Genomic DNA, 12,854 nt, shown 5'->3' with positions numbered 1-12,854 from the left:
AGCGAGACGAATTTAAGGTTATCCCCTAACAAGAACAGCGAGGAGGAGAGAGATGGGATCAACAGACCAAGCAAAAGCAAAGCTGGAAGGTGTAATTTATCAACTGTATCCCCCTAGTTTCAAAGACAGTAACGGTGATGGTTGGGGAGATCTGGGAGGAATGCTTGCGCAAGTGGAGTATTTGGCTGAGCTGGGAATCAGCGCGGTCTGGATCGGTCCGATCTGCGATTCGCCTATGGAAGATAACGGATACGATATCCGTGATTACTACAAAATTCACGACGCGTACGGCACGATGGAGCAGTTGGAAGAGTTGATCGCAAAATTGCATGAACACGACATCAAATTGATGATGGATCTTGTTTTGAACCATACATCGGATGAACATTCATGGTTTGAACAATCCCGATCGTCCAAAACCAATCCGTATCGGGACTATTATATTTGGCAACCTCCAAGCAGCAACGGTGAACCTCCCAATAACTGGCGATCTTTTTCCGAAGATTCGGCATGGGAATGGGAGGAAGAGACAGGCGAATACTATTTACATATTTTCGATAAAAAACAACCGGATCTGAATTGGGAAAATAAGAAGATGCGGGAAGAACTCTATACGATGATTAATTTTTGGCTCGATAAAGGAGTAGACGGATTTCGGTTGGATGCGATCAATATGATCTCCAAACATCCAGATTTCCCCGATGCGCCTGACGATGCCAGACATCCAAAAGGTCAGCAGTTTTATAAAAACGGCCCGAAGATCCATGAGTTTTTGCAAGAATTACATGAAGCTACATTCGGACGGGTTCCGGGAACCTTAACATTGGGCGAAGCGCCTACAGTGACGATGGACGAAGTGATCCTTTATACTGCGCCCGAGCGCAAAGAGCTGGATATGGTGCTGCAAATGGAAATGATTCGTATCGGCAAAGATTATGGTCATCCGTGGAAAAACGATCCTCACTGGTCGCCTGAGTTATTAAAAGAAAGTATTGTGCGTTGGTACAAAAACGTATTCGGAAAAGGCGCTTATGCGCTGTATTTGAATACGCATGACCATCCTCGCATGATCGGTACTCTATTCGGCGATGTGTCCGAAATAGGCGGGGCAGAAGGAAAAGCATTAAACGTAGCTGCCGCCAAAGCAATCGGAACTTTTTTGCATACGCTTCCCGGAACGCCGATCGTCTATCAAGGCGAAGAACTTGGGATGCCAAACGCCGATTATGATCATCCTGATCAATATCGAGACAAAGGCACATTATCGGCATACCACAGACGAATCCAAGCCGGAGAATCGGAAAAAGAAATTTTGGCAAGTTTTCACGCGCGTAGTCGAGACGGCGCACGTTCGCCTATGCACTGGACAGGAGGAGAATACGCAGGATTTTCCGAGGTAGAGCCGTGGATTCCGATGAGCCCGCAAGGGAAAGAGTTCAATGCGGAAGCCGAACGTAGCGATCCACATTCTGTTTTTCATCATTATCGTCGTCTGATTCAATTTCGCCGAGAATCGCCTATTCTCACCAAAGGCGACTTGGATATGCTGCCTATTGAAGAAGAATGGATTCTTGCTTATACGCGAACCTACGAACAAGAAACTTGGCTGATTATCCTAAACTTCTCCGACCAACCGCAGACCTGCCTTATCGACGCCAAATGGTCTTTCGTCTGGGAAGAAGGGGAATGTCTGATTAGCCATCCTAAAGCCGATGTATTGACGCATTCTGTTTTTTCTAAAAAAGAAGACCCTATAAAGGTTGATCTACTTCCGTATCAATCGTTGGTTTATCGAAAACGATAACGAAAAACATTTAGTCGGAGCGGATAGATTAACTTAAAAGTCTTCCAATACTTTGGATTTATCGCCATGTACTTTATCCAGATGTTCTTCGCCCCAATAACACAGCAGATCCAGCGCAGGCTTAAGACTTTTACCGTAAGGCGTGAGTTCGTAATCGACTCTAGGCGGAATTTCGTTGTATGCATTGCGAATAATAATATCGTCTTTTTCAAGCGCTCGGAGCTGGGCGGTGAGCATCTTTTGCGTAATATCGGGCATCAGTCTACGGAGTTCGGATGTTCGCTTGGCGCCATCTATCAGATGGTAGATTATGAGTGGCTTCCATTTGCCGCCCATGACTTCCAGTGCCGCTTCTACGCCGACTCGGTATTTTTTCGGTGAATGGGGTTCTGTCTGTTCGTTCATTGGTCATTCCTCCTGTATGCCTAGGGCACTTTAATGTTCCTAGGGCACATTAAAGTGCGTACTTCCGGGATACTCTAGCCGTGTTTATAATAGCATCAGAGCGATAAGATGACTATCCAAACAGGTTTAGAAAGCGAGGGGTTACAGCGATATGAACGTATTAATCGTCGTTTCACATCCGAGAACAGACTCATTGACTTTTCAGGCTGCGCAGCGTTTTGCTCAAGGCTTAACCGATGCGGGGCATACGTACGAGATACTCGATTTGCACCGAATCGGCTTTGATCCCCTACTACAAGGGATCGATGAGCCTGCTCAGCATAATACGCCCAACCATAACTTTTCGCCGCAAGTCGAAGCGGAAATGGAGCGTCTGAGAAAACATGACGCGATCACATTCGTTTTCCCGATCTGGTGGTGGCATCTTCCTGCCATGCTCAAAGGATATATCGATCGGGTGATGAATAACGGATTCGCCTATGGTACAAACCAACTTCATCATCAGAAGATCCTGTGGTTAGCTCTCGCAGGCGTATCGAAAGAACAGATGGATAAACGCAATTACGGCGAGTCTATTCAGACACTCCTGAATATCGGCATCGCAGATTACTGCGGCGTATCCAATTCCAAAGTCGAATTCCTTTATGAAACAGAAGACAATGAACCCGAACACTATCGACTTTTGCTAGAACAAGCCTACCGCTCTGGACTCGAATACTCCCAAGAAAAAGTATTCAATAATTAATAAAAAAGGTGCGGACAAAAAAATGTCCCGTACCTTTTTTGTTTTGACCTAAAATTTTTTGATCTAAAATTCACTCCCAACTCAACCTAAGCGGAGAGAGAAATTTAGTGCAATAAAATCTTTTCAAAGAAAAGATACTTCGGAAGCATAGGCTTAAAATGTTCGCCTTTGTGGTGCAGATTTTCCGGTAGTCTACCGTTAAATTTGCACCGCTATTCGGGAAAATCCCTTACAATTTCAATCCATTTTCCTGAGTTCAACAAGCGACCGTAACGAATTATTCGATCCGCGCCTCCCTAAAACGTATTCGTAAGCGGTTTCAGACCAACCTAGAAAGGTTACCGATACATGAGGAAACCAAATTCAACCATCTATTCTAGAAAAATGGGGAGGATCACCATATGGCGACAGGAAGAATGGCAGGCAAAGTAGCTGTAGTTACAGGAGCAGGATCAGGAATCGGAAAAGCAAGTGCTATTCTTTTAGCCGCAGAAGGCGCCAAAGTCGCTTTGCTCGAACTCACGACCGATTCAGCAAAAGAAACTCAAGCGGAGATCCAGCAAGCCGGAGGCGAAGCAATCGCGATCGAATGTGACGTCTCCAAGCCACAGGACGTACAAGCCGCGATCAAGCAAGTCGGAGAGTTATGGGGAACGATCGACACCGTATTTGCAAATGCCGGAATCAATGGTGCGGCAGCTCCGATCGAGACGATGGAGATCGAAGATTGGAACCGCACGCTCGAAACGAACCTCCGTGGAACTTTCGCTACGGTAAAATATGCGATCCCATATTTGAAAAAACAAGGCGGTAGCGTCGTGATCACCAGTTCAATCAACGGTAACCGTACCTTTTCAGGCACTGGATTTTCGGCTTATTCTTCGTCCAAAGCCGGTCAAGTCGCTTTTGCAAAAATGGCGGCGCTTGAACTGGCTCGTTACAAAATCCGCGTGAACGTGATCTGCCCAGGCGCAATCGAAACGAACATTAGTAAAAACACATTCCCGAGCGATGACCTGAAAGAAATCAGAATCCCGGTTGAATATCCCGAAGGTAGTCATCCGCTCGAAAAAGGCCCTGGCAAACCGGAACAAGTGGCGCAGCTCGTTTTGTTTTTGACTTCGGATGATTCTTCGCATGTAAGTGGCACCGAAGTCTATGTAGACGGCGCAGAATCATTGCTGTAATCAGCCAACTATTTGCGTCGCCATGCGTCAGGAATCACGAAAAAGACGAGATACAACGTTGTGAACGTAAATAAAGCAAGCAATTCTTCAACGAGTAAATAAAGCGGATATTCACCGAATAGATCCAGAATGGACGGCGTATCCGGTTTGTGACGAAGAAACATATAGTTGGCGTCCAATAACCAATCCAGTCCATATACGATCAGAGCGATGATGTTTAGCGAAAGCATTGCGGTCAAGATCGTTCGCCAAGTCGGACGGAACTTTTCGATCCAGACCATGTAGAGCGCGGACAATATAATAGCTGCATGTGCAACAAAAAATTGAATAAAACGAAAATGCGGATAGTCGTAAGCAAGGTTAGGTGTCAATAAAGCTTGAAGCGCTCCGCCAATACCAGCAAAAAAGACAACACCGGCTAAAAATTGGCTACGACTCATCAGCATGATAATCGAAGCAAGAAGCATCAGGCTGCATAATTCAAGAGGTAACGTATAACGAGCATTCCATACATCGGTGACGATATACCAGATATGTAAAGAAACTTCCGCGATGACAAGAATACCGATCAGCACCCAGCGCAGAATAAAAGCGAATTTTGCATGATTACGGATTGTATGTCGAAAAGTAAACATAAAGATAGCAGCTACGACAAATAAACTCAAAGCGATAATATGGGCTGAAGAAAATGCGGAAAACGGATCTTCAACATTTGAAGAGAAAAAAGACGTCAACATCAGATCGAGATACCTCCTTCAGACACGCCAAAAAGCGGCGTTCCCGTGCTGGAGATCAGCTTGTATTCGGGTTTGCCGCTTTTTGCGCATGACGCACCAAAAAAATCGTTGAACCGGTCATTAAACGCTTTGCGCAGTTAGCTCGGCTTCAGCAAAGTCAGACTCCATAAGTGAATCTTCCCGTCTACCTCTGTGGTCTATTAGACCTAGTTCGCCTTGGGCTTTATATTTACGCATCCAAATTTTTAGACGATTGAGATCGTAGATGCCCAGCTCTTTTGCCACCTGCTTTTTCGTCATTCCATCCATACGCATTTGAACAGCTTTTAACTTGGTTTCATAACTGTATTTGCAAAACGTTTGTCCTTTAGTTGCCACTAAAACCACCCCTTAAGACTTATATCGGACGGGATGATCTTTTTCTGATAGTTTTTTAGACTTAAAGATTAAAAAAAAATAAATTTTTTAATCATTCACACGATTTCAGTTGACATTATGCGCGTTCGATAATCGTATTTAGGGTTGTACGATCCAAACCGCGAACCAAACGGATCAGAAGTTCTTTGGCTGCTGCGTAATCATCGGTATGAATGATCGAAGACGACGTATGGATATATCGTCCGCAAATCCCGATCACCGTCGAAGGAACGCCGATTCCGCTAAGATGAACTTGACCTGCGTCTGTGCCGCCTGGAGAGATGAACGGTTGAACTTTGACTTTATGTGTCGAAGCCGTATCTTGTACATATTCAAGCAAGCCTTTGTGCGTAATCATCGTAGGATCGAAAATACGCAGTAAAGCGCCTTGACCGAGGTGTCCAAACAAGTTGCGATCACCGGTCATATCGTTCGCCGCACTACAATCAAGCGCGAAGAAAATATCCGGTTGGATCATATTCGCTGCGGTTCTGGCTCCGCGAAGCCCGACTTCTTCTTGCACCGTAGCTCCGCTGTACAACGTGTTAGGAAGCTGCTCGCCGTGAAGTTCTTTCATGAGTTCAATCGCAAGCCCGACGCCGTAACGGTTATCCCAAGCTTTTGCCATGATTTTTTTGGGATTGGATAAAGGAGTGAACTCGCAAATCGGCAAAATTTGTTGACCGATTTTGATGCCGAAGCTTTCGGTTTCCGCGCGATCATCTGCACCCAAGTCGATATACATCGTTTTGAGATCAACAGGGCGACTCGCTTCAGCTTCACCGAGCAAATGCTTCGGTGTAGAGCCGACAACGCCAACTACAGGGCCATTTTCGGTAATGATCTGAAGGCGCTGACCGAGTACGACTTGACTCCACCAACCGCCAAGCGGTTGAAAACGAACCAATCCAGTCTCGGTAATTCCGTTAACAAGAAAACCGACTTCGTCAAAGTGTCCGGCAACCATGACTTTTGGGCTGTTTTCTGGTCCACGCTTTACTCCAAACAGACTGCCGATTCGATCTTGTACGAATTCTTCGGTATACGCCGACAGTTTGTTTTTCACTAAGGCACGCAAATCCCGCTCGTAACCGGGTGCTGCCGGAAATTCCGTTAACTCTTTAAACAAAGCCAATGTTTCGTTATTCATGCTGTACACGCTCCTCGTCTGGAAATCCGAAACGCGAAAATCTTCGCGTTTCCTACCCTTCTAGTATGCGGGTTGATCTTTCAATTGTCACGGTCAAGGAAACAAATTGTCTTTTGCACCACAGGATGTGCGTTGAGGGCTTTGATCATGTACAATATATAAGCACCATCAAAAAAGTAAGTTTTGGCGTAAACAAGGAGAATGACTTAGGAGGTTATCCATATGTCCGTAAGTTCCGAATCCATGCAGATTGTTACCTCAGTCCGATCAAATCTTGAATCGTGCATACTGGGTAAAACCTTTGAAATAAAATTGCTAATGACCGCGCTGCTCGCTGGGGGTCACGTATTGATCGAAGACGTACCGGGAACCGGAAAAACGCAGTTGATCAAAGCATTGGCGCGTTCGATGGAAGGCGGTTACCGCCGGGTTCAGTGTAATCCCGACTTATTGCCGACCGATATTACGGGCGTGTCGATCTATCATCCCCGCGAAGAACGCTTCCAGTTCCGCCCGGGTCCGATCATGTCGAATATTTTGCTTGCCGATGAGATCAACCGTGCGACAACGAAGACGCAATCCGCTTTGCTTGAAGCGATGGAAGAGCGCAGTGTGACTGTCGATGGAGAGACTCATCCGCTGCCGCATCCGTTTATGCTTTGCGCGACGCAAAACCCGATTGATTTTGAAGGAACCTATGTATTGCCGGAAGCCCAGCTGGATCGTTTTATGATGAAACTGCATATGGGGTATCCGGATATGGAAACCGAAAAAAGTCTGATCGACAGCAACCGTATCGGGCAGCCTGCCGATCAGCTTCATGCCGTGACGGACATGGCAACGATCGCTTCGATTCAGCGCGAAGTGCGCGATGTTCATATGAACGATGCCGTAACGTCTTATATGCTTGGAATTATTCGCGCCACGCGTGAACATCCTTCCGTATTGCTAGGTGCAAGCCCGCGTTCCTCGATTTCTTTTGCACTGGCTGCGAAAGCGTACGCGTTTATCAACGAGCGCGATTTTGTTTTGCCTGACGATATTAAAGAACTGGCTCCATTTGTTTTGCCGCACCGTATCTTGATTCGTCCGGAAGCGCGCCTCGATAGTTTGAATGCCGAATCGTTGGTTCGTAATCTGCTGGCAGCCAGCAGCGTGCCGGTATCGATAGGACGCTAAGCGATGCGGGAAATTTGGAAACTTTTCAAACCGAAACTTTCTGCAGGCAAATTGTCGATGTTAATTTCGATTTGGGTATGTTGCCTTTTTTATTTGCTTTTTCAAGGTGGCAAAACGTCGGTCATGTTATTCGCAATGGTGACGTTATTCGGCGTGTATTTGTTGTTTGGTGGATTGAACGGAATCGCACGCGCTCGCGGCGAACGTCAATTTTCCGGAGAACCGGGAGAATGGGGCGGCGTACTTCATGCGGGGGATCAGATTCGCGTTCGTCTACATCTGCATATTCCGGGTTTTTTGCCTGTTCCGTATGTGATTGTTCGAGAAACGCTCAAACGGCATAGCGGGGAAACCTGGTCGTTCGAAGAAAGTTTGGTTCCGAGTATGAATGGTAGCGGTGAGTTGTTATTTCAGACACCGCCGCTTGAGCGTGGGCGTTATGCCTTTTCGCAAACCGAATGTGTTACCGAAGATATTTTTGGACTGGTCGAGCATCGGGGTTCGTTTTCGGCGCGTGGGGAGTTCCGGGTGATGCCAAGAACGTCTCATATTGCAAAATGGCAACTGCTGGACCGGCGCAATCGGCTTCTTGGACCGCAGTCGGTCGGGCATGTATCCGGTCGTGAAACGAATCAAGTAGGCGGTGTTCGCGATTATGTCTACGGCGATCGAATCTCGCGTATCCATTGGAATGCGACAGCGCGTACAGGGGAATGGAAATCGAAAGAATTTGAGTACGAATCGATTCCCAAAACAATGGTTGTACTCGACACTTACGAAAATCATTACCGCTCCGCGAAGCAATTCGAGACGGCGGTATCGACGGCGGCTTCGATCTTGGAATACGGCGCACGTCAATCGACTCCGATGGGACTTTGTTCGCTTGGAGCTACAACGCATGTATTTGAACCGGTGCAAGGACGAGCTCGTATTCACGCGATGATGGATCATTTGGTTGATCTTGATCCCAAAGGTCAAGGGACGCTGCTTGCCGGATTGGAATCTGCATTAAACCGTTTGCCTAAAGGTGTGATTTTGATCGTCGTAACGCCACTTTCTGATGGTTCTATTATGGAGTTGGTACGTTTTTCGCAAACGCATCAAATGAGCTTTTGCCACGTTCAGATCGATGAAACATCGACGTCGGATTCCGAAAGTTCAAATGCTTCTCGGCAATGGGCATCTTCACTTTGGACCAAAGGCGTTGCGACTTACCGCGTAGGAAGTCTCGATGAGTTGCCGATGGTATTGGAAGGAGGAGTTCGATGAAGAATTGGAAAGAATCGTTCAAATCGTCGTGGTACGCAGCTGTATCTACGATCTGGTTAATGATTATTGCGATTCAATGGCTGACGTATACCCGGACGTTCTGGTTCGATGAAACGAATGCGCTCGTACTGGGCGTATTGACCGCCGTGGCGATTGTCCATGTGTTGCTTCCAAACGATTCGTGGCTTCGTCTCGGTGTAAAAGCGGTTGTCTTTATTTTTGTCGCGTACACGACATTAGAACGATATGAAATTTTTGAACCGAGCGGCCTATTGTTTTCGAGAGCCGAGCAATTTTCGCAAGCGATGTTTCCTTATATTTGGTTTGCTTTGATTGCTTGGTTGATTTTTGAATTTTGTATTCGAGCGGTGAATAGCCAACGTCGGATTTTGATGTTTGCTTTTTTCAATATTGTACCGCTTGCGGCATTGGATTCTTTTACGGTCGTGCCGCTTTGGAAACCTGTCGCTTGGATCGTGTTTGCGACCATGGCTTGGCTGGCTTGCGATCATTTTCGCAGATTCCAAACGCGTTTCCCTAAAGGCTGGAAAGCGATTCGTCGCAATCCGTTCAAATTGTTGATCAATACGGCTGTTGTATTTTCGTTGGTGATCTTGGCGGGCGTAAATATGCCTTTTGTTCAGCCGATTCTGACAGATCCGTATACCGCGTGGCGGCAGTTGCAAGGCACATCGAATACGGCTTTTAATGCCAATGGTCTGCTGCAAGGTCAAGCTTCTGCTTCGGGATATAGCCGAGAAGATGGGCAGCTAGGTGGCGGATTTAATTTCGACTATACGCCTGTAATGACGATTCAATCGACAGAGCGCAGCTATTGGCGTGGTGAAACGAGAATGACCTATACCGGAAGCGGTTGGGATGATGATAGCGGTTGGGGCACATTGGAAAATGTAGCTCGCGAAGAAGATTTGGAACGTGAAGCTGCACCGAAGATGCCAACCAAAACGGTAACGCAGCGCGTAACGATGCAAAGCGATGCGACCTACCCGGTATTGTTCGGCGCGTATTCAATCAATACAGTCGAAAATGTCGATATCGAAAATGGCGAATCGCGGATGCAGTGGAAACCGGAGCAAAGCGAACTGCATTGGCAAGAACGTGCAGGGCGCGGCACCACGATCTATCCAAAAACCTACACGATTACTTCTGAAGTTCCAGTCGTACCGGTCGACGAGCTTCAAAAAGCAACGTTCGAAGAATTGTATCCGCAAGGTGTAGAAGATCGGTATGTTCAGATTCCGCGCGGCTTTCCGCAGCGTGTTACCGATTTGGCGACAGATGTGACCAAAAACGGCAAAACGCCTTACGAAAAAGTGTATCTGCTTCAACAGCACTTGCAACAAAAGTATCAATATACGAATAACCCTGCATTGTCGCGTCGCGAAAGTAACGATTTTGTAGAAAGCTTTTTGTTCGATATTAAAGAAGGCTACTGCGATTATTTCTCAACCGCAATGGTCATGATGGCTCGCTCGCAAGGGATTCCGGCTCGTTGGGTCAAAGGCTATGCGCCGGGTAGTTCTACAGGTGAAACGCCGGATCAATTCAGTCAAAATAGTATGGAATATGAAGTTACGAATGCGAATGCCCATTCTTGGGCTGAAGTTTATTTTGGCGATTACGGTTGGATTCCGGTTGAAGCAACGCGCGGTTTCTCGGTACCTTTGTTAGAAGAAGCATCCGCACCGGAAGCTTCCGATACAACGCCAGAGCCGGAAGAAGAACCTGAACAGCAACAAGAAGACGAAAATGAAGATACGCCTGCGGCTGTGCAAGATCAAGGCGGCAATTCCAATCTGATGCCGATCATTGCATCTGCAGCGGCGGTTGTTGTGGCAGCTTGGGGAGCTTACTTGCTCTGGGTACGTCGTCAATCGATTTATTTCTTCATTATGGGTCTGCGTATGGGCGGTAAATTAACAGCAGGCCAAAAAGTCGTGCTGGAAACCGAAAACTTCTTGAAGTTTTTGAAGCGCAAAGGCTTACATCGCGAAGAACACGAAACCCTGCGTGAATCTGTAGCACGCTGGCAAAAAGAAGTGAACGGAACCGATGCTGCGATGGCTCCGATTTTGAAAAAATTCGAAAAAGCGCGCTATAGCCCGGAAAGTGTAACTGAGGAAGAATGGGTACAGATCCAGCAGTATTGCGCCGAACTTCGCAAAACTTGGAAAGGCTATTATCCGGTTTTGCCGAATTTACCGCAATCCGGTAGCTGACGTGAAGCGTTCGCTGTGATATAGTTTGAGTTTGAACACTATAGAGATCAACGAGGTGACCCTAACTTGTTCGAAGCGATGTTACCAAAACTTCAAGTGAATACCGTATTCGATATTGATTTAGAAGACTTGTATAACCGAGGTTACCGAGGTATCGTAACCGATCTGGATAATACGTTAGTTGGAGCGAAAGCGCCAAATGCGACTCCTGAACTGATCGCGTGGTTTGCGAAAGTGAAAGAAATCGGATTTCAGCTCGTGATCGTATCCAACAATAATATGAACCGTGTGTCTGTATTTGCGACGCCGCTCGATCTACGATTTGTATATGCGGCGCGTAAGCCGTCTCATGCACCGTTCCGTAAAGCGATGAAATTGATGCAACTGAGCGAAGAGCAGACGATCGTTGTCGGCGATCAACTGCTTACCGATGTGCTCGGAGGAAATCGATTAGGCTTGTATACCGTACTGGTGCTGCCGATCGAGATCGGCGACGAAGGTTGGCGTACACGATTCAATCGTAGAGTGGAAAAAGTCGCAATTGGGCGTTTACGCAAAATGGGCAAATGGCTTGAGGAGGATAAAAAGAAATGACAGAAAGACTTGAAGGCTCCGCAGTTCTTCGCTGTAGCGGATGCGGAGCGCCGCTTCAAACGGAAGACCCGGCAGGAGTCGGTTATATTCCTAAACTAAAAGACGACGGCGCGCAAATTTGCCGTCGTTGCTTCCGTATTAAAAACTATAATGAAGTGGCTTCTGTGGCGATGAACCAAGACGAATTTTTGCGTATGCTCGGTCAAATCGGTGAACGCAAAGCTTTGGTTATTCACATCGTAGATTTGTTTGATTTTCAAGGCAGCGTAATTACCGGACTGCAACGCTTTGTTGGCAGCAATCCGGTTATTCTCGCGGTCAACAAAATCGACTTATTGCCAAAAGTAACGAATTGGAACAAATTGCGTAACTGGGTACAAAAGCAAGCCAAAGAACTTGGTCTCAAGACCGAAGAAATCGTGCTTTGCAGCGCTAAAAAGAACTTGGGCTTTGACCGACTGCTACAAGAAGTCGCAGATCGTCGCGGTGACCGTGACGTCTATGTCGTAGGCGCAACGAATGTAGGCAAATCGACGTTGATCAATCGTCTGATTACCGATTATAGCGATCTGGAAGAAGAATTGACGACTTCGCGTTATCCGGGAACGACACTGGATATGGTGAATATTCCGTTGGACGATGGACATTTTATCGTGGATACGCCGGGGATTGTCTATCCGTCCCGTTATACAGAACTTGTGACGCCAGGCGATCTGGTTAAAGTGATGCCGGAAAAACCGCTCAAACCTGCTGTGTATCAATTGAATGCAGGTCAGACTTTGTTTATCGGCGGTCTGGCTCGATTCGACTTTATCGAAGGTGAGCGTCAATCGTTTACGTTCTATACAAGCGGAGCATTAAATCTACATCGCACAAAGTTAGAACGTGCGGATGAATTGTATACCGATCATATCGGAGAACTGCTCACTCCACCTTCGCGTGAAGAAGCGGAAAAAATGCCGGAATGGACAAGGCATGAGTTCCGTATTCCTAAAGGCGGCGCTCAAGACTTGTTTATCTCAGGTCTGGGCTGGGTGAAAGCGAACGGCGAAAATGGAGCGAAAGTTGCGATCCATGCGCCTAAAGGCGTCAAAGTCATTATGCGAGATTCGCTGATTTAATCGGGA

At 46.8% G+C, this 12,854-nt stretch carries 12 protein-coding genes; 8 read left to right on the top strand and 4 right to left on the bottom strand.

Going from position 1 to position 12,854, the window contains the following annotated elements; all coding sequences use genetic code 11:
* Positions 1-52: 52 nt before the first annotated feature.
* Complete coding sequence (locus tag NOM90_RS05080; protein ID WP_255940414.1) at positions 53-1,804, top strand: glycoside hydrolase family 13 protein; 1,752 nt, start codon at positions 53-55, stop codon at positions 1,802-1,804.
* A gap of 33 nt (positions 1,805-1,837) precedes the next feature.
* On the opposite strand, the gene NOM90_RS05075 is transcribed toward NOM90_RS05080, so the two are convergent.
* Entirely contained in the window at positions 1,838-2,209 is a 372-nt protein-coding gene (locus tag NOM90_RS05075; protein WP_255940413.1) for a winged helix-turn-helix transcriptional regulator, read from the bottom strand.
* A 151-nt stretch (positions 2,210-2,360) separates the two neighbouring features.
* On the opposite strand from NOM90_RS05075, the gene NOM90_RS05070 reads away from it, so the two are divergent.
* Together NOM90_RS05070 and NOM90_RS05065 are read left to right on the top strand one after the other, a co-directional pair.
* Positions 2,361-2,954 carry an NAD(P)H oxidoreductase gene (locus NOM90_RS05070; protein WP_255940412.1) on the top strand — a complete coding sequence of 198 codons (594 nt, stop codon included), beginning with the start codon at positions 2,361-2,363 and terminating at the stop codon, positions 2,952-2,954.
* A 401-nt stretch (positions 2,955-3,355) separates the two neighbouring features.
* The gene (locus NOM90_RS05065) at positions 3,356-4,141 is read left to right on the top strand and encodes an SDR family oxidoreductase (protein WP_255940411.1); all 786 of its coding nucleotides are present in this window, start codon (positions 3,356-3,358) and stop codon (positions 4,139-4,141) included.
* Positions 4,142-4,149: 8 nt separating this feature from the next.
* Here the strand turns inward: NOM90_RS05065 and NOM90_RS05060 are convergent, their stop codons facing one another.
* From NOM90_RS05060 to NOM90_RS05050, 3 genes are all read right to left on the bottom strand, one after another.
* Complete coding sequence (locus NOM90_RS05060; RefSeq protein ID WP_255940410.1) at positions 4,150-4,878, bottom strand: YwaF family protein; 729 nt, start codon at positions 4,876-4,878, stop codon at positions 4,150-4,152.
* 120 nt (positions 4,879-4,998) lie between these two features.
* A complete protein-coding gene (locus NOM90_RS05055) occupies positions 4,999-5,256 on the bottom strand; it encodes a helix-turn-helix domain-containing protein (protein WP_255940409.1) in 258 nt (85 codons plus the stop codon).
* Between the two features lie 115 nt (positions 5,257-5,371).
* On the bottom strand, positions 5,372-6,445 hold the full coding sequence (locus NOM90_RS05050; RefSeq protein ID WP_255940407.1) for a M42 family metallopeptidase: 1,074 nt from the start codon (positions 6,443-6,445) through the stop codon (positions 5,372-5,374).
* 222 nt (positions 6,446-6,667) lie between these two features.
* Here NOM90_RS05050 and NOM90_RS05045 point away from each other — a divergent pair, with 222 nt between their 5' ends.
* The 5 genes from NOM90_RS05045 to yqeH all read left to right on the top strand — a co-directional run bounded on the left by NOM90_RS05045 (position 6,668) and on the right by yqeH (position 12,848).
* Positions 6,668-7,624, top strand: coding sequence for an AAA family ATPase (locus NOM90_RS05045; RefSeq protein WP_255940405.1), 957 nt, complete (start codon positions 6,668-6,670; stop codon positions 7,622-7,624).
* A gap of 3 nt (positions 7,625-7,627) precedes the next feature.
* On the top strand, positions 7,628-8,893 hold the full coding sequence (locus NOM90_RS05040; RefSeq protein WP_255940404.1) for a DUF58 domain-containing protein: 1,266 nt from the start codon (positions 7,628-7,630) through the stop codon (positions 8,891-8,893).
* The gene (locus tag NOM90_RS05035) at positions 8,890-11,133 is read left to right on the top strand and encodes a transglutaminase TgpA family protein (protein ID WP_255940403.1); all 2,244 of its coding nucleotides are present in this window, start codon (positions 8,890-8,892) and stop codon (positions 11,131-11,133) included. Before NOM90_RS05040 ends, NOM90_RS05035 begins: the two co-directional genes overlap by 4 nt.
* Positions 11,134-11,199: 66 nt before the next feature.
* Positions 11,200-11,727, top strand: a complete 528-nt coding sequence (locus NOM90_RS05030) for a YqeG family HAD IIIA-type phosphatase (RefSeq protein WP_370866566.1) — start codon at positions 11,200-11,202, stop codon at positions 11,725-11,727.
* Positions 11,724-12,848, top strand: a complete 1,125-nt coding sequence (gene yqeH / locus NOM90_RS05025) for a ribosome biogenesis GTPase YqeH (protein ID WP_255940402.1) — start codon at positions 11,724-11,726, stop codon at positions 12,846-12,848. Before NOM90_RS05030 ends, yqeH begins: the two co-directional genes overlap by 4 nt.
* Positions 12,849-12,854 lie beyond the last annotated feature (6 nt).

This window comes from Saccharibacillus sp. JS10 (assembly GCF_024436065.1).
GTDB lineage: Bacteria > Bacillota > Bacilli > Paenibacillales > Paenibacillaceae > Saccharibacillus.
Note: the sequence above shows the minus strand (reverse complement) of the source record. Positions and strands in the feature narration are given on the sequence as shown.